General features: G+C 69.8%; 20 protein-coding genes. 11 read left to right on the top strand and 9 right to left on the bottom strand.

Going from position 1 to position 20905, the window contains the following annotated elements; all coding sequences use genetic code 11:
* Positions 1–169 precede the first annotated feature (169 nt).
* Entirely contained in the window at positions 170–913 is a 744-nt protein-coding gene (locus ABZZ22_RS14475; RefSeq protein ID WP_354932437.1) for an enoyl-CoA hydratase family protein, read from the bottom strand.
* Positions 914–992: 79 nt separating this feature from the next.
* On the opposite strand from ABZZ22_RS14475, the gene ABZZ22_RS14470 reads away from it, so the two are divergent.
* Complete coding sequence (locus ABZZ22_RS14470; RefSeq protein WP_354932435.1) at positions 993–1874, top strand: SDR family oxidoreductase; 882 nt, start codon at positions 993–995, stop codon at positions 1872–1874.
* 136 nt (positions 1875–2010) lie between these two features.
* Here the strand turns inward: ABZZ22_RS14470 and bla are convergent, their stop codons facing one another.
* Positions 2011–2901 carry a class A beta-lactamase gene (bla, locus tag ABZZ22_RS14465; RefSeq protein ID WP_354932433.1) on the bottom strand — a complete coding sequence of 297 codons (891 nt, stop codon included), beginning with the start codon at positions 2899–2901 and terminating at the stop codon, positions 2011–2013.
* A gap of 142 nt (positions 2902–3043) precedes the next feature.
* On the opposite strand from bla, the gene ABZZ22_RS14460 reads away from it, so the two are divergent.
* The 3 genes from ABZZ22_RS14460 (at position 3044) to ABZZ22_RS14450 (ending at position 6272) form a co-directional block, all read left to right on the top strand.
* On the top strand, positions 3044–3916 hold the full coding sequence (locus tag ABZZ22_RS14460; protein ID WP_354932431.1) for a LysR family transcriptional regulator: 873 nt from the start codon (positions 3044–3046) through the stop codon (positions 3914–3916).
* Positions 3913–4839: a serine hydrolase gene (locus ABZZ22_RS14455; RefSeq protein ID WP_354932429.1), complete on the top strand. Its 927-nt coding sequence runs from the start codon at positions 3913–3915 to the stop codon at positions 4837–4839. The genes ABZZ22_RS14460 and ABZZ22_RS14455 overlap by 4 nt, the downstream gene beginning before the upstream one ends.
* A gap of 137 nt (positions 4840–4976) precedes the next feature.
* Entirely contained in the window at positions 4977–6272 is a 1296-nt protein-coding gene (locus ABZZ22_RS14450; protein ID WP_354932427.1) for an MFS transporter, read from the top strand.
* Positions 6273–6284: 12 nt separating this feature from the next.
* Here ABZZ22_RS14450 and ABZZ22_RS14445 read toward each other — a convergent pair whose 3' ends face one another.
* On the bottom strand, positions 6285–7610 hold the full coding sequence (locus ABZZ22_RS14445; RefSeq protein WP_354932425.1) for a D-arabinono-1,4-lactone oxidase: 1326 nt from the start codon (positions 7608–7610) through the stop codon (positions 6285–6287).
* Between the two features lie 175 nt (positions 7611–7785).
* Between ABZZ22_RS14445 and ABZZ22_RS14440 the strand changes: the two genes are divergently transcribed.
* Positions 7786–9006: an amino acid deaminase/aldolase gene (locus ABZZ22_RS14440; protein ID WP_354932423.1), complete on the top strand. Its 1221-nt coding sequence runs from the start codon at positions 7786–7788 to the stop codon at positions 9004–9006.
* 8 nt (positions 9007–9014) lie between these two features.
* Here the strand turns inward: ABZZ22_RS14440 and ABZZ22_RS14435 are convergent, their stop codons facing one another.
* Entirely contained in the window at positions 9015–9629 is a 615-nt protein-coding gene (locus tag ABZZ22_RS14435) for a TetR/AcrR family transcriptional regulator (RefSeq protein WP_354932421.1), read from the bottom strand.
* 97 nt (positions 9630–9726) lie between these two features.
* On the opposite strand from ABZZ22_RS14435, the gene ABZZ22_RS14430 reads away from it, so the two are divergent.
* Complete coding sequence (locus ABZZ22_RS14430; protein ID WP_354932419.1) at positions 9727–10950, top strand: alanine racemase; 1224 nt, start codon at positions 9727–9729, stop codon at positions 10948–10950.
* A gap of 5 nt (positions 10951–10955) precedes the next feature.
* On the opposite strand, the gene ABZZ22_RS14425 is transcribed toward ABZZ22_RS14430, so the two are convergent.
* The 3 genes from ABZZ22_RS14425 to ABZZ22_RS14415 form a co-directional block, all read right to left on the bottom strand.
* Entirely contained in the window at positions 10956–11879 is a 924-nt protein-coding gene (locus ABZZ22_RS14425) for an endonuclease/exonuclease/phosphatase family protein (protein WP_354932417.1), read from the bottom strand.
* A gap of 81 nt (positions 11880–11960) precedes the next feature.
* Complete coding sequence (locus tag ABZZ22_RS14420) at positions 11961–12752, bottom strand: hypothetical protein (protein ID WP_354932415.1); 792 nt, start codon at positions 12750–12752, stop codon at positions 11961–11963.
* Positions 12753–12877: 125 nt separating this feature from the next.
* The gene (locus ABZZ22_RS14415; RefSeq protein ID WP_354932413.1) at positions 12878–13537 is read right to left on the bottom strand and encodes a maleylpyruvate isomerase family mycothiol-dependent enzyme; all 660 of its coding nucleotides are present in this window, start codon (positions 13535–13537) and stop codon (positions 12878–12880) included.
* A gap of 126 nt (positions 13538–13663) precedes the next feature.
* Between ABZZ22_RS14415 and ABZZ22_RS14410 the strand changes: the two genes are divergently transcribed.
* On the top strand, positions 13664–14437 hold the full coding sequence (locus tag ABZZ22_RS14410; RefSeq protein ID WP_354932411.1) for an IclR family transcriptional regulator: 774 nt from the start codon (positions 13664–13666) through the stop codon (positions 14435–14437).
* A gap of 52 nt (positions 14438–14489) precedes the next feature.
* Positions 14490–15278, top strand: coding sequence for a hypothetical protein (locus tag ABZZ22_RS14405; protein ID WP_354932409.1), 789 nt, complete (start codon positions 14490–14492; stop codon positions 15276–15278).
* Positions 15279–15285: 7 nt separating this feature from the next.
* Here the strand turns inward: ABZZ22_RS14405 and ABZZ22_RS14400 are convergent, their stop codons facing one another.
* The gene (locus ABZZ22_RS14400; RefSeq protein ID WP_354932407.1) at positions 15286–16191 is read right to left on the bottom strand and encodes a hypothetical protein; all 906 of its coding nucleotides are present in this window, start codon (positions 16189–16191) and stop codon (positions 15286–15288) included.
* 385 nt (positions 16192–16576) lie between these two features.
* Between ABZZ22_RS14400 and ABZZ22_RS14395 the strand changes: the two genes are divergently transcribed.
* Positions 16577–17464 (top strand): S1 family peptidase, encoded by an 888-nt coding sequence (locus ABZZ22_RS14395; protein ID WP_354932405.1) that lies wholly within the window; start codon positions 16577–16579, stop codon positions 17462–17464.
* Positions 17465–17625: 161 nt separating this feature from the next.
* The gene (locus ABZZ22_RS14390; RefSeq protein ID WP_354932403.1) at positions 17626–18513 is read left to right on the top strand and encodes a S1 family peptidase; all 888 of its coding nucleotides are present in this window, start codon (positions 17626–17628) and stop codon (positions 18511–18513) included.
* Between the two features lie 4 nt (positions 18514–18517).
* Here the strand turns inward: ABZZ22_RS14390 and ABZZ22_RS14385 are convergent, their stop codons facing one another.
* On the bottom strand, positions 18518–19717 hold the full coding sequence (locus ABZZ22_RS14385) for a glycosyltransferase (protein ID WP_354932401.1): 1200 nt from the start codon (positions 19715–19717) through the stop codon (positions 18518–18520).
* A 349-nt stretch (positions 19718–20066) separates the two neighbouring features.
* On the opposite strand from ABZZ22_RS14385, the gene ABZZ22_RS14380 reads away from it, so the two are divergent.
* Positions 20067–20897, top strand: coding sequence for a hypothetical protein (locus ABZZ22_RS14380; protein ID WP_354932399.1), 831 nt, complete (start codon positions 20067–20069; stop codon positions 20895–20897).
* Positions 20898–20905 lie beyond the last annotated feature (8 nt).

Here is a 20905-nt window from a genome sequence, read left to right as displayed (position 1 = left end):
CCAGCCGTCACCGGCGGCGGTGGTGATGTCCGCCGTGCGGCGGCCGCTGGTGCCGTGCTTGAGGTGGAGCGCGCGAGCGCGTGGGGCAGTCGCGCCGACTGGACGTCGTAACGTGGGGCAGTTGCGCCGACTCGGCGCTGTGGGGCGGGGCAGTTGCGCCGAGTGGGCATCATCTTCCGTCCTTCACGAAGGCGTCGCGGCGCTCGTCGGCGACGCCGGCGAGGTTGAGCTCGTAGGTGAAGCCCTGCTCGAAGCGGTACGAGGCGTTCACGTCGATCGGGTCGATGCCGTTGAGGGCAGCCTTGGCGGCGCGGATGACCTGGGGATCCTTCTTCGCGATCTGCCTCGCGACCTCGAGCGCGGCCTCGTCTAGCTCCTCGCGGGGGACCACGGCGTGGACGGAACCGAGCTCGTGGAGGCGCTGGGCGGTGACGGTCTGAGCGGTGAAATAGAGCGTACGCAGCATGTGCTGTGGCACCAGCCGGCTCAGGTGGGTGGCGGCGCCTAGGGCTCCGCGGTCGACCTCGGGTACGCCGAAGAAGGCGTCGTCGCTGGCCACGATCGTGTCCGCGTTGCCGACCAGGCCGACGCCGCCGCCGAGGCAGAAGCCGTTGACCGCGGCGATGACCGGGACGGGGCACTCATAGATCGCCTTGAAGGCCGCGTAGCAGCCGCGGTTGGCGCCGAGGATGCCCTCGAACCCCTCGATCTGCTGCATCTCCTTGATGTCGACGCCGGCGTTGAACCCCTTGCCCTCGGCGCGCAGGATCACGACTCGGGCGCCATCGCGGGCGGCGGTCGTGACGGCGTCGGCGACCTCGAACCAGCCCTTCACCGGCAGTGCGTTGACCGGCGGGTGGTTCATCGTGACGACGGCGATCTGCTCGTCGGTGACCTCGGTGGAGATGCCCATGACGTTCCTAACCTAGCGATTGCTTGGTAGCCTAGCAGTTGCTTGGTTTCTGAACGCAAGACTGGAAGGGGATGCCACCATGGCTCGACTGCTCGAAGGCCGGATCGCGATCGTCACGGGGGCAGGACGAGGCATCGGCCGGGCGCACGCGCTCGAGCTCGCCCGCCACGGCGCGAAGGTCGTCGTCAACGACTTCGGCGTCTCCCTGGCGGGGGAGGGCACCGGGGACTCTCCTGCTGAGCAGGTGGTCGAGGAGATCGTCTCCGCAGGTGGGGAGGCGGTTGCCAACTCCGCCGATGTGGCCGACTTCGCGGCTGCCGAGGCGATGGTGCGACAGGCCGTCGAGACGTACGGCGGTCTGGACATCCTCGTGAACAACGCCGGATTCGTACGCGACCGGATGCTCGTCAACACCTCCGAGGAGGAGTGGGACGCGGTGATCCGGGTGCACCTGAAGGGCCACTTCGCGACGCTACGGCACGCGGGTTCGTACTGGCGGGCGGAGTCCAAGAAGGGCCGCCAGCGGGCTGCTCGGGTGATCAACACCTCCTCCGGCGCGGGCCTGCAGGGCTCGATCGGACAGGGCACCTACTCCGCCGCCAAGGCCGGGATCGCCGGGCTGACGCTCGTCGCCGCCGCCGAGATGGCCCGTTACGGCGTCACGGTCAACGCGATCGCGCCCGTGGCCAAGACCCGGATGACCGAAGGAGCCTTCGACACCTCCGCGATGGCGCTCCCCGAGGACAACAGCCCCGTCGTCGCCTGGCTCGCCTCGGAGGACGCCCGTGACATCACCGGTCGGGTCATCGAGATCGACGGGACCGAGATCACCGTCGAGAACGGCTGGGCCCACGGCCCCTCGGCCGACGCCGGTGCGCGGTGGGAGGCCGCCGACGTCGGCCCGGCCCTCCGTAAGCTCCTCGCGCAGGCGCCGGTGCCGGAGAGCGTGTACGGAGCCTGAGCCGGCCGAGCTCAGGCCGACGCCGGGCGTGTAACACGTCGTTTGTAGGTCTATCCGGTCGTTATAACGGGCGAGTAGTCCTACAAACGACGTGTTACACGTCGCGTGGCCGCCGTCGCGGGTCAGCCGTCGCGGGTCAGGCGAGCTCGGAGCAGACCGTTGCCGCGATGTCCACGAGGGGGGCGTCGAGGGGGACGGCGGCGGGGTCGTCGGAGCGAGTGAGGGCGGCGATGACGATCGGGGCGCCGTCGGGGGTCCAGGTGACGCCGACGTCGTTGCGCGTGGCGTACTCGCCGCCGCCGGTCTTGTCGGCGAGGCGCCAGGAAGCGGGGACCCCGGCACCGAACCGGGTCACGGTCGACTGGTTGGCGAGCATCCAGGTGGTCAGCTGGGCGCGGTCCGTGCGACCGAGGGCGTTGCCGAGCAGCAGCTTGGTGTAGGACCGGGCGATCGCGTGCGGCGTGGTGGTGTCCCGCACATCGCCGGGGATCGCGCTGTTGAGGTCGGGCTCCCAGCGGTCCAGGCGGCTCACGTCGTCGCCGAGGGAGCGGGCGAAGGCGGTGACGCCCGCCGGCCCGCCCACGAGACGCATCAGTACGTTGGCCGCGGTGTTGTCGGACCGGGTGACGGCCGCCTCGCAGAGCTGCGCCACCGTCAGGCCGTTGCGGGTGGTGAGCGAGGTGATCGGGGAGTTGACGACGACGTCGCTCGGGTCCCAGGTCAGGCGCTGCTGGAGCGTACGCGCGGGGAGGTCCCGCAGGATCTGCGCGGCGAGGAGGGTCTTGAAGGTCGACAGCATCGGGAAGCGTTCCTCGGAACGGTGCTCGATCGTGCGTCCGGTCCGGATGTTCTTGGCCCACACGCCGAGCAGACGCCCGTGCTTCTGCTCGAGGGCGGCGATCGAGGCGCTGCCGGCGGCGTACGCCATCGAGCCACCGCCGGCGGTCGCAGTTGCGGTAGCGGCGACGGCGGCCGCGGCCGCGGCTCCGCCCAGGACGGCGCGGCGGCTGAGGATCGGGTGAGTCATGTGAGTCCTTTGCTGGAGGTCGTTCCTGAGGTGGTGCGGGAATCGTGCCGCCGCCGCGGCGACGGCGTCCAAGGACGATCCGACATGGACGTATGTGCTGGTGACATGGGACGTGCTGCGGTCGATCGGACATCCTGTACGCGTGGACCTACTGCTTCATCTGCGCGGCTTCGCCGCGGTCGCCGACGAGATGAGCGTCTCGGAGGCCGCCCTGGAGCTGGGTGTCGACCAGCCGCTGCTCAGCCGGCGCCTGCGTGCCCTCGAGGGCGAGCTGGGCGTCGAGCTGATCGACCGCAGTCGCCGCCAGATCGCGCTCACCCCGGCCGGGCACGCGCTGCTCCCGCGCGCCAGGCATCTCCTCGACCAGGCCGACCATCTGCTGCGGAGCATCCGCCGGCATGACCGGGAGCGCTTCGTGGTCGGGGTGCCGTCGGGCTGCGACCCTGCCCCGCTGGCCCGGCTGGTCGCGCTGCTGGAGAGAGAAGGCGTCGAGGTACGCCTCGCGAGCGACGGCGAGGAGGCGCCAAAGTCGGCCGCCTGGCTGGTCGACGCGTGCGACCCCGACGCAGCCACCTGGGCCACCCCGCTCGGGGCCGCGACCCTGCCTGCCGCGATCGGGGACATGCCGAGGCCGGTGTCACTGGGATCGCTGCGCCCCCGCAGAGGCGGGGAGCGTACGCAGGTGCTGGCTCTCCCACGAGACCTGGACGACCCCGCCGGCCGACTGCGGCGGCTGGCGGACGGCGCGGGCATCGGCCCGGCTGCCCTGCGCCGTACGCCGCACCAGCTCGCGGTGGCCGAGACGTTGGCGGGGCGCGGGACCATGGTCTGCGCACGACACGAGGCGGTGACGTACGGACTGAGCTGGTCGCCCTTCATCGACCTCGTGGCCCGCGGTCATCGGCTGGCGGAGCTGCAGCCACTGCCGGGGCCGTTGGCTGCAGGCGAGGTGCGAGCGCAGGCTCTCGCCCTGCTCGGCGCGTGCGTCGGCGCCCCTGAGGAGGGGCGCGGATGAGCCCGCTGATCGGTAGCGACCGAGGGCTGATCGACCTCGCCGAGGCCACCGACGAGCGCTTCCGGGATCTCCAGGTCAGGGTCGCGTTCCTGGCCCGTGACATCGACACCGGCCAGGAGGTCGGGGTCGGCGTCGACCGCCAGCTGCCGCTGGCGTCGGTGGCCAAGGTCCCGCTCGCCCTGGTCGTCGCCGACCGGATCGCCCGCGGCGAGATCGATCCCGCCGCGAAGGTGACGCTGACCGCCGACGAGCGGAGCTATGGGCCGTTCGGCCTGTCGGCCTTCGCCCACGACGTGACCTGCTCCGTCACCGACCTGATGCTGATGATGCTCAGCCTCAGCGACAACGCCGCCGCCGACGCGCTCTTCGACAAGGTCTCGCCCCGCGAGGTCGACGAGCAGCTCGCCGAGTGGGGTGTAGAGGGGCTGCGAGTGCGCCACCGGATGCAGCCGATGTACGACTACGCCACCCGCCTCGCCGGCCACGACTTCGCCCTCGCCACCCAGCTCGCGGTCGAGGGTCGCCGCCCGGGCGGCCGACACGTGATCGACTCCCTTGACGTCGACCGCGCCACCGTCGGCTCGCCGCGCGCCTGCGTCGACCTGCTCGAGCGGGTCTGGCGGGACGAGATCGCCAAGCCCGAGGCGACCGCCATGCTGCGCGAGACGATGGGCAAGCAGGTCTTCACCCATCGGCTCGCCGCCGATCTGCTCGCCGACGACATCCAGCTCGCTGGTAAGACCGGTGGGTTCCTCACCCTGCGGCACGAGATCGCCGTCGTCACCCACCCCGGTGGCCGCGTCGCCATCGCCGCCCTCACCGACTCCGACCGCACGGCCCGGATCCAGAACGACGTCGACCTCGCCGTCGCTGCCACCGCCCGCGACGCCGTCGAGGCACTCGCCTCCCGCCGCTTCAACTGAGCCGAGGCGTCACGCACGTCGCCCGAGGTGGCACGCCGATGCCACCTCGGCCGACGCGCCTGACGTCTCGGCCGACGGGGTGACGTCTCGGCTAAAACAAGGTGTCAACGGCCCGGGTGCAGTGATGGAATCAGCCGGTGCCAGGCCTGCCCGTCTTTCTCCAGAACCTGATCCCGCCGACGCCGTTGTCGCGGCGGTTGGCGACGCAGTCGCTTCTCTTCGCGGCGGGAGACGGCACCTTCAACACCGCGGCCGCGTTCTATCTGGTCGCGTTCGTCGGCCTGAGCCCGGCGCAGATCGGCGTCGGCCTGACGGTGGCGGGGATCGCGTCGTTCCTCACCGCCTACCCGATGGGCAAGCTGGCCGACCTCATCGGCCCCAAGCGGGTCTGGGCGATCAGCGCGCTGATCAGCGCACTGATGTTCGCGACGATGCCGTTCATCCACGGCTTCTGGGCCTACCTGTGCGTCATCGTCGTCTTCGAGGTGGTCAACAACGCGGGCGGCGCCGGCCGGAATGCGTACGTCCTCGATGTCCTCCCCGACAAGGAGCGGGTCCAGACCCAGGCGTTCATGTACTCCAGCCTCAACCTCGGCTTCACCATCGGCGCCCTGATCGCCGGTATCGCGCTCGCGATGGACACGGACACGGTCCTCAAGTGGGGCGTACCGTTCTTCGCGCTGGCCATCGGGATCGCCAACTCGGTCTGGATCACCCGGCTGCCGATGGCTCCCCACGACGTACGTCGCGCCGCGGGCGAGATCGTCGAGAAGCTGCCGGGGCCGGGCGCGCTGCGCAACGTCGGCTGGCTGCTGGTGACGACCTTCACTGGCACGCTGTGGTCCAACCAGGTGCTGCTGCACACCGTGATCCCGCTGTGGCTGGTCGAGTACACCGACTCGCCGCGCTGGCTCCTGGCCTGGCTCTTCGCGACCAACACGGTGCTCTGCATCATCCTCCCGGCCTACACCTCGAAGGGCGTCCGCAACGTCCGCGACGCGTTGCGGAGGGTGTGGTGGAGCAGCGCGTTCTTCGTCGCCGCCTGCGCGATCACGCTGGTCACTCACGACACCCGCGGGTTCCTCACCATCTTCCTGGTCTGGGTCGGCCATGTGGCCGTGACCGGCGCCGAGCTCGCCATCGGCTCCGCCTCGTGGGCCTTCCAGGCCGAGCTCATGGACCCCGACCGGCGTGGTGAGTACCAGGGCGTCGCCGGCATCGGCCGCCAGCTCGGCGGTGCCTGGGCCCCGGCGCTGTTCACCTTCCTCGCCATGGGCTGGCATCCCGACTTCTACAGCGGCGCCGGCTGGGTCGTCATCGCCGCCATCATCGTCGTCGCCGCGGCCGGCATGGGTCCGTCGACCCGGATGGCCGTACGTTTCAAGCAGGCCCATTTCCCGCGCGAGGAGGAGCCGGAGCCGACCGCCGTCTAGCCGGCGGGAGGGTCAGGGGCCGAGGACCTGCTCGAGGTGGGGGTTGCCGAAGATCCGCGAGGGATCGAGCTTGTCGCGCAACGCGACGAAGTCACCGAACCGCGGATAGCGTTCGGCCAGGTCAGCCGCGGAGAGCGTGTGCATCTTGCCCCAGTGCGGGCGGCCGCCGACCTCGCCGGCGATGCGCTCGAAGGCCGCGAAGTACTCCTCGCGCCACGGCGAGGTGGGTGCGGTGTGAATGGCGATGTAGACGTTCTCGCGCTCGAACCCGGTGGACAGCGGGATGTCGTCGGCGGCCGCGACCCGGACCTCGACGGGGAAGGAGATGTTCCACGAGGACGCCTCGACCGCACGTTGCAGCGCTGCGAGGACATCCATCCCGGCGGCACGCGGAACGGCGTACTCGCTCTCCACGAACCGCACCCTCCGCTGCGAGGTGAAGACCCGGTAGGAGATGTCGGTGAACTCGCGCGGCGAGAGGGCGGAAGCGGCGAAGCGGGCCAGCGGCTTGACCAGGCCGGGGACCCGAAGACCGAGTCCGACGGTCGCTCCGAAGGCCGTGTTGGAGAGGAGCTCGTCGTCGAACCAGCCGCGGACCCGGCCCACCGGCTCCAGCGAGGTCTCGGGGAGCGGCAGCCGGGTGTTGTGCTTGGTCAGGACCCGGGTGGTGTGCGGGAACCAGTAGAACTCGAAGTGATCGGTCTCCGACGCATGGGCCTCGAACGAGGCCATCACCTCGACGAGCTCGCCGTTGCCCTCGCGCGCGTTGAGCGCGAAGAGCGGCTCGGTCTGGAGCGTGACCTCGACGACGATCCCGAGCGCGCCGAGCCCCACCCTGGCGAGGTCGAAGATCTCCGGGTTCTCCGCCGTTGAGCAGGAGACCACGGAGCCGTCGGCGAGGAGCAGCCGCAGGCCGCGTACCTGGGTCGCCAGACCGCCGAATCGCGCTCCGGTGCCGTGGGTGCCGGTCGAGATCGCCCCCGAGATCGACTGCTCCTCGATGTCGCCGAGGTTGGTCATCGACAGCCCGAGCGCCTCGAGCGCGCGGTTGAGGACCTTGAGCCGGGTGCCGCCGCGCACCGTCACCAGGCCGGCCGTCGAGTCGGCGCGCACGATCCCGGTGAGACGGTCCAGGCTGACCTGGATGTCGGCCGGGGACCCGATCGCGGTGAACGAGTGCCCCGCGCCGATCGGCCGTACCCTCCGTCCGGCCTCCGCCGCGGCCACGACGACGGCAGCGAGCTCGGCCTCGTCGCGAGGCACGACGACCTCGATCGGGCCCGTCGCCTGGTTTCCCGCCCAGTTCCGCCACTCGCTCACGCCACTCATGCCACTCATGCCACTCATGCCACTCACGCCGCTCACGCCGCTCACGCCGCTCACGCCGCTCACGCCGCTCACGCGGGCAAGAGTGGCGGTTCCGCGGCGCACGGTCAACGCTTTGGCCGCCGGGCGGAACAGTTGGTCGAACAGCGTTGACGCGGGTGCCGCGCGGGGCATAGACACGTGCGTCGTGGTTAAGCCCTCTATTCAACGCTCCCACCATCTCTCGGCCCAGCAGCACGAACGACTCGACCGCGCGACCGCCTGCCTCGACGGGCCCGTCGGGGTGGTGGACCTGCAGGCGTTCGACGCCAACACCGACGACCTGGTGCGCCGCGCCGCGGGCACCCCGATCAGGGTGGCGAGCAAGTCCGTACGTTGCCGGGCGCTGATCGACCGCGTGCTCGCCCGCGAGGGATATGAGGGGATCCTGGCGTTCACGCTGGCAGAGGCGCTGTGGCTGGCCGAGACGCACTACGACATCGTGATCGGCTATCCGACCGCGGACCGCGCCGGTCTCGCGGCCCTCGCGAACGACGAGGAGAAGCTCGCCCGGATCACGCTGATGGTCGACAGCGCCGAGGGGTTGGCGTTGGTCAAGGCCGCGATCGGCACTCCGGCAGCGCCCGTACGCGTCGCCATCGACCTCGACGCCGCCCTGGTGATCGCCCACCGCATCTGGCTCGGTGCCCGCCGCTCCCCGGTGCGCACGCCCGAGGACGCCGTCGCCCTCGCCCGGATCGTCGCCGAGGATCCGGCCTTCCAGCTGGTCGGGCTGATGGCCTACGAGGGCCAGGTCGCCGGCACCGTCGACCGTCCGCTGGGCGGCAACCCGCCCGCGGCCGTCATCAGAAGGATGAAGAAGGCCGCCATCGCCGAGATCGCCGAGCGCCGTGGGAAGATCGTCGCCGCCGTACGCTCGCTGGCCGACCTCGAGTTCGTCAACGGCGGCGGCACGGGCTCGATCGAGTCCACCCGCGCCGATCACTCGGTGACCGAGATCGCGGCCGGGTCCGGGCTCTACGGTCCGACCCTCTTCGACCGCTACGACGCCTTCACGCCCCATCCGGCGGCCTACTTCGGGCTGAGCGTCGTCCGGCGCCCCGCGGCCGGAATCGTCACCGTGGCCGGTGGCGGCTGGATCGCCTCCGGCCCGCCCGGGCACGACCGGGTCCCGACCCCGACCTACCCCTTCGGGCTGGAGTACGTCGGAACCGAAGGCGCCGGGGAGGTGCAGACGCCGCTGCGCGGGCACGCCGCTGACGTGCTCGCGATCGGCGACAAGGTCTGGTTCCGCCACGCGAAGGCCGGGGAGGTCTGCGAGCGGCTCGACGTCCTCCAGTTGATCGAGGGTGACTCGATCATCACCGTCGCGCCGACCTACCGCGGCGAGGGCCAGACCTTCCTGTGACCCGCCGGTCAGTCCGGGTCGCCCAGTAGCATGACCCAGCTCTCGGTGATCAGCTCGCACATGCGGTCCTGCTCGACACCCCAGAACCCATCGGCCCAGCGCTGGAACAGGTAGTCGAGCTGACCGACCGCCAGTGCGCCGCGGAGCCGACGGCTGTCGGCGTCGAACCGGCCCGCCTTGTCCAGCCCCGCGCTGACGTCCTCGATCGTCTCGTCCGTCCACCCGTCGACGATGTGGGTGAGATCGGGATCGACCGCCTGGGCGGCCCGGACGATCGTGACGATCGGGCGCACCCCCGGCCACTGGGCCACGGCCTGCCGGATCCAGGCCCCCAGCTGCTCATGGGTGCCGACCGCCACCGCATCGGCGAGGCCGCCGAGCGAGTTGCCCTGCGGGGAGCGGAGCTGGGCCAGCTCGTCCTCGAGGCGCTCGGCGATCAGGGCCTTGAGGATCTCGGACTTCGAGCCGAAGTAGGCATAGAACGTCACCCGGGTGGTGCCTGCCGCCGAGGCGATCTCGTCGATCGTCGTGGCCGCGTAGCCGCTCGCGACGAACCGGTCCATCGCCGCATCCAGCAGGAGCTGGCGAGTCATCGCCCTCTGGGCTGCGCGGAGGTTGGCCATGGCGTCACGATAAGCGACGTCGATACCTCCCTGGGGATTTCCACGATTTCTCGAAACCCGGTGTCCCGCGCTTGGGCCGTCGGTAGGTTCTGTCCCGATGGATGATCACGTGACCTGGGCGGACAAGGGCTTCTGGGAGCCAGCAGAAGCCGTCGATCTCACCGCGTACGCAGCCACCGGCCGCAATCTCTTCGACGGCTCGTTCACCTGGCCGGTGATGGCGCTCAAGAAGAGTGCGCTGGAGCACAACATCGCGACCCTCGCGGCGTTCGCGGAGGAGCACGACCTGCTGCTCGCCCCGCACGGCAAGACCACGATGGCGCCCTCGCTCTATCGGCGGCAGCTGGACGCCGGCGCGTGGGCGATCACGGTCGCCTCACCCAGCCAGGCCCTGGTCGCCCGCCACGCCGGTGTACGCCGGGTCCTGGTCGCCAACGAGATCCTCGACCACAGCGCGCTGAGCTGGGTCGCCTCCGAGCGTGCGGCCGATCCGGAGTTCCTCCATCTGCACTGGGTCGACTCGCTCGAGGGCGTCGAGGCCGCGGCCGAGGCTTCGGTCCTGGTCGGCGACGAGGACCGGCCGCTGGCGGTGCTGATCGACCTGGGCTTCCCCGGCGGGCGCACCGGCTGCCGCTCCGTCGAGGCGGCCGTCGAGCTGGCGCGGGTGGTGGACTCCACGCCTGGCGTACTCCTGGCGGGTGTGGCCGGCTACGAGGGCGGGCTGGGGACGCCCGCGGCTGTCGGTGACTACTTCGACCGGCTCAAGGAGCTCGCCTCGACCCTCTTCACCGAGGGCCTGGTCGCTGCTGATGCGATCGTCTCCGCGGGCGGGAGCTCCTACTTCGACGTGCTCGCCGAGCGCTGGACGACGGGCTGGCCGGACGGGATGACACCTCGCAAGGTGCTCCGCAGCGGTGCGTACATCACCCATGATCACAGCCTCTACGCCGACAAGACGCCCTTCAACCGGATCGAGGGAAGCCTCGAACCGGCCATCGAGATCTGGGCCCAGGTGCTCTCGGCACCCGAGGATGGGCTGGTGATCGTGGGCATGGGTCGACGGGACGCGCCCTATGACAACGGACTGCCCGTCCCGCTCGCCGTGCGGCGCAACGGCGGCAACGGCGGCGAGGAGCTCGAGGGCGCCGTGGAGAAGCTGGGCGACCAGCACGCCTTCCTGCGCACCGACGCCGGACTGCGGCCGGGCGACCTGGTCGGCTTCGGGATCTCCCACCCGTGCACGGCGTTCGACAAGTGGCGGTTGATCCCGGTCGTGGACCTCGACTACACCGTGACCGACCTGGTCCGGACGTACTTCTGAAATGCTCAGAAGCTGTCTGGTATCCGCACCCTGACCTGGTAGAACGCGGCGTGGTCAGTGGCCCGACGGGCCGACGGGCCGGCGTAGACCCGGTAGCGGGCGGGTCGCAGCGACGGGCTGAGGAACGCCTGGTCGATCGGTGCCCGCGGGGCGGTGGCGCACCCGTCGTGCGTCGCGAGCGGGCTCACCAGACCGGTCTCGGGCGAGGTGAGGTCGCACAGGATGTCGTTGCGCTGGTTGAAGTCACCCGCGACGACCATCGGCACCTCGGCGCTCGCCACCACGTCCTTGACGATCAGGGCGTTCAGGTCGCGCCACCTCTTCTGCTCGGGGATCGACGGGAGGCTCGCCGGGAAGTGCACCGGCAAGACCCCGACGCGCTGGCCCGAGGATCGCTCCTCCAGCACCACGACCGGCGCGCTGACGCGCGCGCCGTCGCGGTAGTACATGGTGACGGTGTCCTTGCTGACCAGCTGGAAGACCGAGCGGCGGTAGAAGACCGCGTCGTCGGTCGGATCGGGAGTGGAGACGAGGGCGAACTCCCCGCCGAAGGACTCGAACGCCTCCCGCTGTCGAGCCTGCACCTCGGCGAGCACCCCGAAGTCGATGAGCGTACGCCGCAGGTGACCCACCACGATCCGCATTCGCGGCACCCCGTCGAGCCGGCCGGCAGCGGCGCCTCCGGGTGCCGTGTGGTGGTCGGCCCAGGCGTTGAGCCAGGCGAAGCGTTGGAAGCCTGGCTGGACCGGTTCGGCTTGGGCGACCTTGACGGTCGGGCCTGCCGACGCCGTCGTCGGCACGAGGAAGCTGAGCGCGGCAGCGAGAACGCCGCACAGCGCCACGGCGATGAAGCCGGCGCGCCATCGCTGGTCGATCCGGTCGGGCCCGTCCGAAGCGGAGCCCGAGGCGAACGGTGCGTTGGGGGACACGCCTACCGACGGTATGGGTGAGCCGTGTGCGTCGAACCAAACGCGTTCGAATACTCAGAAACCTCGGGTGAACTCCAGCATCTACAGGTCCATGAAGATCAGTGCGCCCGCGATGTCGGCGGTGCCGTAGTGGAGATAGTCGTCGACCCTCTTCTCCGAGACGCCCTTCTGCGCAGTCACGAAGCCGACGACGACCGCCTTGGAGGAGTCCTTGGCGACCCATTTTCCGATCACGTCGTCCTCGATGAGGCTGCCGGTGGGTAGGTCGAAGTCGGTCTCCTTGACCGACTTCGCGGCCGCCGTCGCCTCCGCCTCGCTGTCGAAGACGTAGACGATCCGGAGCATCCGGACCTTGCCGCCCTCGGCGTCGTGGATCCCCATCGCGGCGTAGCGGCAGCCCTTCCTGTCCAGGGCCGCCGAAGCGATCGGGCCGCAGTCCGGGTAGTCCTGGGAGGCCCCGTACGTCGCGTTCATGCTCACGTCGCCGAGCTTGAACTTCCAGTCGCCCTCGAAGAGCTCTGCGGCCAGACCGCCGGCCGCGGGATCGGTGGCCGACGGGTCAGGTGACGTGCTCGGCGTCGGCGTCACGGTCAATGGCCCAGGCCCGGCGGTGGGATCGTCCTCACCGCTGAGGACGACGATGCCAGCTGTGATGATCACGCCGATGATGAGCACGCCGGCGATCGCGCCGAGCCCGATGATGATGGGCCACGGGTTGTGCGACCGGGGTGCGGGTGGGGGTGGTGGTCCGCCCGCGCCGAACGAATTTTCGTTCGGCGGCCGGACAGGCTGCTGCGTCGCAGGCTGCAGGTTCGGTGCCGGCGGCATCGCACCATAGCCGTCCGGCGGCGGTGGTGGTGTCGGCGTAGTCATCGGGCCCCCTGCGAGTAAAGAATCACGTGGGAGAAACGTTCCCACGCGGTTCCTCCATTCTCTCTTACGACCCCGCCGCCGCTGCTACTTTCGGCGATGCGCCGACGGGTGGGCGCCAGCGTTGGTCACAGCCAGGGGCCGAGCTCCGGTGCGTCGACCAGGCCGTGCGGCCGTCCGGCGAGCCAGGCAGCGACCTCGGGCAGAGTTCCTGTGACGCCGCGCAGGTCGTCGTCCGAGAGAGCCCGCTTCGTACGGATCTCGTCGGCCAGCGCGAACAGGAAGTCATCGGGCAGGTCCGCGAAGGTGATCCCGACGCCGAGGTCGACGGCATGAACGAAGACCTCCCGAGCACGCATCCACGGGACGTCGCCGGCCTTGCGGGTGACGAGCTGTGCGGTGATCACCTCGTGCTCCCACTGCTCGGGGGTCAGCCGGTCCATGGCCTCTTCGAGCTCCCCGGCTCCGCTGAGACACCACGCCCGGAGCTCGTCGGCGGGTCGCGTCGCGGCCGCCTCGATGTCGGCGTTGCGCTGCTCCGGGGAGGCGTACATCCGCTTCTCCACGCCCGTCTCCGCCCAGGAGATCAGGTTGCCGAGGGCCTCGGAGTTGGCGGCGACGTGGCCGATCAGGTGCTTGCGGGTCCAGCCCGGCAGCTGCGAGTCGCCGTCGAAATCGGCGGAGTCGAGCCGATCGATGCCGTCGGTCAGCAGGGCGGTGCCCTCGGTGACCCAGCGGCGGGAGTCGTCGAACGTACGCGCCGGGGTGGCGTCGATCAGGATGGTCATGGTCACAGAGTGCTGGTTCAGCGCCGACAGAACAAATGATTCTGTTGAAAAGAACAACTAGGTCCGTGAATCTCCTGCGGAGCCAGGCGATAGATGCTTGGTTTGGTGTGATCAGGAAGAGGTGGGATGGACAAGCCGATCAAGACCCGGCCCCCGTACGCGATCACCAGCGTCGACCACGCACTCGAGCTGGCGGCGATCCTTCAGGTCGAAGGTCGCCTGACTGTCTCCGAGGCAGCGGCTCGGCTCGACGTAGCCCGCTCCACCGCTCACCGGCTGCTCGCCATGCTGGTCTACCGCGACTTCGCGGTCCAGGACGAGGACAAGGTCTACCGAGCCGGCCCCGTGCTGGAGCTGGCCGCACACTCCCGCTCGACCGCTTCCCGGCTCCGTCAGGTGGCGCTGCCGCATCTGCAGCGTCTGGTCGACCTGCTCGGCGAGTCCGCCAACGTCGCCGTCCGCGCCGGGGACACCTGCCGGTTCATCGCCTCGGTCGAGTCGCCGCAGTCGCTCAAGGTCGGCTCTCGCGAGGGCATGGTCTTCCCTGCCCACCGCACCACCGCCGGCCTCCTGCTCCTCGCCCAGATCGCCGACGAGGAGCTCGCCTCGATCTACTCCCGGGAGAGGTACGCCGATCAATCGGCCGATCGCCCGGACCTCGACGCGCTGCGCACCGAGCTCGAGCGGGTACGCCGCAGCGGATTCGCGTTCAACGACGGCCGCACCGAGCGGGGGGTGGTCGCCGTCGGGGTCCCCGTCCGAGGCGCTGGGGGTGACGTCGTCGCCGGGATGTCGATCTCCATGCCCAGCGTCCGCTACGACAAGGAGTCGCTGCCGAGCCTCGTCTCGACCCTGATGTCCGGCGCCGCGGCTCTGGAGCGTGACCTGGGCCAGGGGTGACCTGCGTCAAGTTGCTGCCGGTTGCGTCAGGTCGCGAGTTAACCTGGGCTCAATGAGCGACACCCCGCCCTCCAGCGACACCCGGGCCACAAAGCCAGCACGCATCGACTGGCTCGCGACCACCGCTGGCGCGCTCGCTGCGGTCACCTCCGCGCTGCTGCTCTCCACGCTCGGTGCCGTGGGCACCCTGGCGGGCGCAGCGGTCGGCAGCATCGCGGCCACGATCGGCACCAACCTCTATTCGCAGGGGTTGGCGAAGAGCCGCGAGAAGGTGGCCCGGGCCCAGGCACTGGCCCGGTGGCGGTCGGCCGGGCTCGCCGGCTCACGTGGCGGTTCGAAGCCCACTCCCGAGTCCGTCTCGGAGCTCATCGCTGCGACCGAGCCCGTCGAGTCCAGCGACGCGGCGGAGGGGTCCGGTTGGCGAGAGCGTCTCCGCGCGCTGCCCTGGAAGCGGATCGGACTGGCCTCGCTGGCGATGTTCGTGGTCGTGGTCGCCGCGATCACGATCGTCGAGCTGCTCGCCGGCCGCAGCGTCAGCTCGATCGTGGGCGACGACGACGGGCGCACCACGATCTCCGGTGTGACCGGCGGCGGTTCCGGCGAGCGCGACGAGAAGCCGCGCCAGGATCCGTCAACGGGTGGGACCGCGACCTCGGAGCCGACCTCGAACCCGAGCTCCGACACCTCGGAGACGCCACAGCCGTCGGAGCCCGCCGTGCCGGTGGAGCCGAGCGTCTCGGCGTCCGTGGAGCCCAGCGCGGAGCCCACAGAGCAGCCGGACACCGGTGAGAGCGGCTCGAGCGAGGTGCCGTCGCCGGGAGCGGATCAGCCGAGTCCCTGATCCGGACTCACATCCGGAAGAGGATCTCCGCACCGAGGTCGGTGTTGCCGTAGGAGGTGTACTCCTTGCCCTTGGCCTCGGTGATGGCGCCGGTGGCGGTGACCATGGTGTAGACGACGTACTTGCCGTAGTCCTTCACCTTGAACCAGCCCTGGGTGTAGCCCGGCAGGGAGGCCTCCGTGGGCGGGATCACGTGCCTCGGCTCGATCTTCGCGGCAGCCTCCCCGGCAGCCTCGACGGTGCTGAAGTCGTAGACGAAGTGGGTCATCCGTACGTTGTTCTGCTGAGCCTTGTAGGAGACCCGGACGGCGTAGTCGCAGCCGAGGTCGCGGACCACGCGCTTGAGCGTCGCCTTGCAGCCTGCGTAGTCCTTGCCGCTGAGGTAGCGGGCCTTCAGCGTGACCTCGCCGTAGGTGAACTCCCACGGGCGCGGGACATCGGCCTTGGAGAGTCGCTCGGGGCCGATGGTCGAACGCGAGGTGGCGCCGTTGCTGGGGTCGGCCGGTGAGCTCGTCCCGGGCCAGCCGGGCTTGCCGCTGGACTCGCCGCTGACGTCGGAGCGCTCGCCTTCGGGGCTTGCCGAGTCCGTCGGTCTTTCCCCGGCCGAGGGAGTGTCGCTCCCCGTCGGCGTTCCGACGGTCGTGGCCGCGTCGTCCCCGCGCGTGAAGAGGGCGTAGACCACCACGCCGCACACGACCACGAGAGCGAGGGACACGGCGATGGTCAGGACCTGGCGCAGCGGGCCACCGTGCCCGGCGCGCTCCTTGCGGGCGTTGAACGCAGGCCGGTCGCCGCCGTCGCCCACGGACAGCCCGATCAGGCGCTCGTTGTAGTCGAACGGCGCAGGCTGCTTCTGCGGCTCCTCGTCAGGCGCGCCCGAACCGGGGGAGCCTGAGGGCGGCGGATACGGCATGGGGTTTGTCTACCATCTATCAACGGTCGCCACGCCGAAGGTTTGGAAGACGGACGATCTCCTGTCCGAATCCCTCGCTCGAGCAGCGAGATGAACACGAAATACCTACCGTACGCGGCCCGCGACTCGGGCACCTACAACTTCGCAATGCTTTCGCAATCCTCTTCGGCGGGCAAATGCCGAAAGCCGTCTGGAGAAATGCGTGTTGCTGCATTGCAAGAAGCCGAAGAGCCAGTCGTTGCAATGCAGATTCTTGGGGATTCGAATGTGCTGCGCTGCCGGGGAAAGAACACGAAACTCAGTTACCTGCCCCGGTAAGCCACGAAACCCGTGGTTCGGGCGCAGGAGCCTGCAACCAGCGGGCCATTCCCCCAGGAGGAGACGTATGAGGTTCGATCGCACCACTTTCCGTCCCCGCACGATCGCCGCGCTCGCCGCAGGTGTTGGCCTCGCGGCCTCCGCCGCCGTGGCCGTCCCGGCTGCTGCCGCGGACGCCGGGTCCGGCAAGGCAGAGTTCAGCAAGGCCGAGGTCGCCTCGGTCAGGTCGGCTGTCGACGAGTCCGCCCCGGTCGGCTCGTCGTGGTACACCGACCCGGCCTCCGGCAAGGTCGTCGTCACCGTCGATGAGACGGTCTCCGCCTCCGAGATCGCGAAGGTCAAGAAGGCTGCTGCCGAGAAGACGAGCCAGGGCGACCAGGCCGTGACCGTCAAGCACACCAAGGGTGAGTTCACCCCGCTCATCGGTCCCGGTGACGCGATCTACGGCGGCGGCTCCCGCTGCTCGCTCGGCTTCAACGTCAAGGTCAGCGGCGCCGACTACTTCCTGACCGCGGGCCACTGCACCAACAACGTCTCGACCTGGTACACCAACTCCTCGCAGAGCACGCTGCTCGGCTCCACCGCCGGCTCGAGCTTCCCGGGCAACGACTACGGCATCGTCCGCCACCGCACGTCGATCTCCAAGAGCGGTGGCTTCACCGCGGGCAACGCCTGGGTCGGCCAGAGCGTCACCCGGGACGGCTCCACCACCGGTGTCCACCGCGGCACCGTGACCGCGCTCAACGCGAGCGTCCGCTACTCCCAGGGAACGGTCAGCGGCCTGATCCAGACCAACGTGTGCGCCGAGCCCGGTGACTCCGGCGGCGCGCTCTACTCCGGTTCGACCGCGCTGGGTCTGACCTCCGGCGGCAGCGGCAACTGCACCACCGGCGGGACGACCTTCTTCCAGCCGGTGACTGAGGCGCTCAGCGTCTACGGCGCGACCATTTACTGACAGAGCACGGGTACGCCGCGGGGCGGGGTGGGTCGATCCACCTCGCCCCGCGGCGTACGTGGTTTCGTTGCAGTGGGAAAGATTTTTTGCCCAGCACTGGCGAGGAGGTGCCGACAACGACATACTCACTGTGATCGTGTTCGGGCACGCAGGAGGAACGCATGGGGTTCATCAGGTCACGCAACCGTCTGCTTGCGGCAGCGGTCGGGCTAGGGCTGGCGGCTACCGCCGCGGCCACGCCGGCGGCAGCCGCACCTCCGGAGGAGAAGTTCAGCGAGGGCAAGCGCAGCGCGAAGGCGCTCGCGGCCGTCCACTCCGCCGTCGACTCCGCGGTCAGCAGGTCGGCCCTGGCCGGGATCGCGTGGTACACCGACGAGGCCACCGGCAAGGTGGTCGTGACCGCGGACTCCGCCGTCCCCGAAACCGCGCTGAACCGGTTGACCCGATCCATCGGGGTCGATGCCGATGCGATCACGGTCAAGCGCGCCAAGGGCGAGTTCAAGCCGCTCCTCGGCGCCGGTGACGCCATCTACGGCGGTGGCATCAGATGCTCCCTGGGCTTCAACGTACGTAGCGGAGGCACCCACTACCTGCTCACCGCCGGCCACTGCGCCGAAGAGGTGGGGACGTGGTACACCAACTCCCGAGAGACCACCCGGATCGGGCCGACCACCAAGTCGAGCTTCCCGGGCAACGACTACGCGCTGGTGCGTTATGGCAACTCCTCGCTCACCCACTCGGGCGGCTACACCGTCGGTGACGCTCGGGTCGGCCAGCGGGTCACCCGCGAAGGCTCGTCCACCGGCGTACGCTCCGGCCGGGTCGAGGCGCTCGACGTCTCGGTCCGCTACCGCGGGGCGGGCACCGTCCGCGGCATGATCCAGGTCGACGTCTGTGCCGAGTCGGGAGACTCCGGCGGCCCGCTCTACGCCGGCTCGACCGCTCTCGGGATCACCTCCGGCGGCACCGGCGACTGCTCCTCCGGCGGGACCACCTTCTTCCAGCCGGTCCGCGAGGCCGTCAACGCCTACGACGTCAGCATCTACTGAGCGCTCAGACCGCCACCGGGATGAGGGCCGAGTCCGCGGACTCCTTGATGAGCCGGGCGTACGCGTCGAAGAGCCGCTGCTCGGAGAGGTGATCGCGGTGTCGGAAGATGCGTTCGAAGTGCTCCTCGCGCTGGGCGAAGGCGGCCTTCCAGGACTCGGCCATCTCGGCCGGGTCGAAGCCCGCGACCAGGCGGAGGTCGCCGACCATCGCCGGGGCGTCGCCGACGGGCGTGGTCACCGGGACCGCGCCGCAGGCCATGCCCTCGAGCAGGCAGAGCGGGGCGGCCTCGCCGAACGCCGAGGTGAGCGTGATCAGATCGGCGGCGTTGTAGAGCGGCGCCATCTGGCTCTGGATCCCGAGGGCGTGCAGGTTGGTCTGCAGGGCCGGCCACCAGCCGAGCTCCTCGGCGATGAGCGCCGCGAAGGCCGGGTTCTCGGCGGTCATCCCGGCGCCGCACATGACCAGGTGGGCGTCGGGGTGCTCCTGGACGAACCGACGCGCGGCGCGGACGAAGAGCGGAATGTTCTTCATCGCGTCGAAGCGCGCGGCGATCATCACCACAGGCGCGTCGCCGGCCACGCCGAGCTCGGCCCGCTTGCTCTTCCGCAGGTCGGCGTCGGTGCGGAACCGGTCGAGATCGACGCCGTTGGGGAAGACCGGCAGCCGCTCCAGCGGAATGCCGGTCGCCTCGTGGTAGGCGCGCTGGGTCGACTCCGCACAGCACACCGCCGCGGTCAGCAGTCCGGCCCGATCGAGGTCGATGAGCTCCTGTACGCCGGCCCCCTGGTGCTCCGGGTCGGACCGGTGCAGGCAGGTGATCAGCGGGGTCCCCGACGTGCCGACCTTGCCCAGCACCGTGAGTGGCTGCTCCTTGAGGGAGAGCACCACGTCCGCCTTCCCCACCGACTGCGCCACCCGCTTGAGCTGGCTGGCGGTGATCGGGCCGGTCGGCGTACGTCTCAGTGCCCTGACCGGCACGCCGGCCGAGGTCAGGCGCCGGTAGGAGTTGTCCGAGGAGATCCGCTGGGCGGTGAACTCGCGCTGCACGCGGTCGCTCAGGCTCAGCACGCTGTGTCGCTGAGACGTGGTGGCGTCGAGCGAGCGGACGACTGCGGTGTGCAGGATCCGCGCGCCACCGGCGAAGAAGCCTTCGTACAGGGAGAGGACGGAAGGGCCGTCCTCGAGATACGTCACGGTGGACATGTCGACCTCACTTTTTCCGCAGGAGGCATCCCCCGAGCGGTGATGGTGGTGGGGCTACGGCACAGATATGCGGCTTTCTCCGGACGCTAATGCGTCCGTCGCCGCATCCCAAGACATCTGTGGCCCGGGACGAAGGATTTCACGTGATCGTCATCTTCATGGGTGCATCGGAGTGCGGACGGACGATTTATCGAAATCACCGGGTATCCCGATCGATTTACGTTAGCGAGTGTGGCATTCATCACGTCGACCGTTGGTCGAGAATGCATGGTGAACGGTTGGCGCGGGTCTCGGACGCGCGGGTGAATAGCGGCGCGTAGGTGCCCGGATCCCGCTACGTTCAGGGAGCATGACGACCGAGGTGACGACGTACCGCTATGTCCGTTTCGCGTTGTGCTGTCTGCTCGCGGGCCTGGCGATCTCGGTGGGCGCTGAGACGATCGCGAGTGGCGAATGGCAGACCTCGATCTCGTCGTACTACTACACCCCTGCAGGCCCGGTCTTCACCGCTGTGCTGTGCGCGCTGGGCGTGTCTCTGGTGGTGCTGCGGGGCTACACCGACGCCGAGGACACCGCGCTCAACCTCGCCGGGCTCTCGGCCCCGATGGTGGGCTTCGTCCCGACGCCTGAGATCGGGCAGGAGATCGACAAGGCGGCCATCGTCAACAACGCTTGGAGCTACCTGGCGGTGATGGCGATCGGCTGGGTCGTCGTCCTGATCTTCGGGCTGCGCAAGCGGGCCGTCGCCGGAGCCTGGCCCTCACGCTGGGCCGCCATCGGACTGGGCTCCGTCGCCGGAGCGTGGGTGGTCGGCGTGGTCTGGCTGCTGATCGACCAGGACGGCTTCGCGAGCAAGGCGCACGGGCTCGCGGCCGTGTTCACGTTCACGCCGTTCGCGCTCGCCGTGGTGCTCAACACCGACTGGGGCGTGCGAAAGATCGCGCAGGAGGCCGACAAGGCGCGTACGCGGTTCGACAAGACCTACTGGGCACTGGTCGTGGCGATGGTGGTGCTGCTGGCAGCGGGCATCGTGCTGGGTCTGGCCGGCTGGGACTACTGGCTGCTGGCGACCGAGGTCTCGCTGCTGGCCTGCTTCACGATCTTCTGGATCCTCCAGAGCTTCGACCTGATGGACCCGAGGCGCGATGCGCTCACCACGCGTGATCGGCCCCTGTCGTGAGGGCGGGG

Source organism: Nocardioides sp. NPDC006273, from assembly GCF_040613495.1.
Taxonomy (GTDB): Bacteria; Actinomycetota; Actinomycetes; order Propionibacteriales; family Nocardioidaceae; genus Nocardioides.
This window is presented reverse-complemented; position numbering and strand designations above follow the sequence as displayed.

What these genes read in the sequence shown, in the direction of transcription:
- ABZZ22_RS14430 (WP_354932419.1), top strand. Translation starts at nt 9,727, where the DNA reads ATGGATGATCACGTGACCTGGGCGGACAAGGGCTTCTGGGAGCCAGCA.
- ABZZ22_RS14420 (WP_354932415.1), bottom strand. Translation starts at nt 12,752, where the DNA reads ATGACTACGCCGACACCACCACCGCCGCCGGACGGCTATGGTGCGATG.
- ABZZ22_RS14455 (WP_354932429.1), top strand. Translation starts at nt 3,913, where the DNA reads ATGAGCCCGCTGATCGGTAGCGACCGAGGGCTGATCGACCTCGCCGAG.
- ABZZ22_RS14475 (WP_354932437.1), bottom strand. Translation starts at nt 913, where the DNA reads ATGGGCATCTCCACCGAGGTCACCGACGAGCAGATCGCCGTCGTCACG.
- ABZZ22_RS14405 (WP_354932409.1), top strand. Translation starts at nt 14,490, where the DNA reads ATGAGCGACACCCCGCCCTCCAGCGACACCCGGGCCACAAAGCCAGCA.
- ABZZ22_RS14445 (WP_354932425.1), bottom strand. Translation starts at nt 7,610, where the DNA reads ATGAGTGGCATGAGTGGCGTGAGCGAGTGGCGGAACTGGGCGGGAAAC.
- ABZZ22_RS14395 (WP_354932405.1), top strand. Translation starts at nt 16,577, where the DNA reads ATGAGGTTCGATCGCACCACTTTCCGTCCCCGCACGATCGCCGCGCTC.
- ABZZ22_RS14380 (WP_354932399.1), top strand. Translation starts at nt 20,067, where the DNA reads ATGACGACCGAGGTGACGACGTACCGCTATGTCCGTTTCGCGTTGTGC.
- ABZZ22_RS14415 (WP_354932413.1), bottom strand. Translation starts at nt 13,537, where the DNA reads ATGACCATCCTGATCGACGCCACCCCGGCGCGTACGTTCGACGACTCC.
- ABZZ22_RS14435 (WP_354932421.1), bottom strand. Translation starts at nt 9,629, where the DNA reads ATGGCCAACCTCCGCGCAGCCCAGAGGGCGATGACTCGCCAGCTCCTG.
- ABZZ22_RS14385 (WP_354932401.1), bottom strand. Translation starts at nt 19,717, where the DNA reads ATGTCCACCGTGACGTATCTCGAGGACGGCCCTTCCGTCCTCTCCCTG.
- bla (WP_354932433.1), bottom strand. Translation starts at nt 2,901, where the DNA reads ATGACTCACCCGATCCTCAGCCGCCGCGCCGTCCTGGGCGGAGCCGCG.
- ABZZ22_RS14470 (WP_354932435.1), top strand. Translation starts at nt 993, where the DNA reads ATGGCTCGACTGCTCGAAGGCCGGATCGCGATCGTCACGGGGGCAGGA.
- ABZZ22_RS14410 (WP_354932411.1), top strand. Translation starts at nt 13,664, where the DNA reads ATGGACAAGCCGATCAAGACCCGGCCCCCGTACGCGATCACCAGCGTC.
- ABZZ22_RS14400 (WP_354932407.1), bottom strand. Translation starts at nt 16,191, where the DNA reads ATGCCGTATCCGCCGCCCTCAGGCTCCCCCGGTTCGGGCGCGCCTGAC.
- ABZZ22_RS14390 (WP_354932403.1), top strand. Translation starts at nt 17,626, where the DNA reads ATGGGGTTCATCAGGTCACGCAACCGTCTGCTTGCGGCAGCGGTCGGG.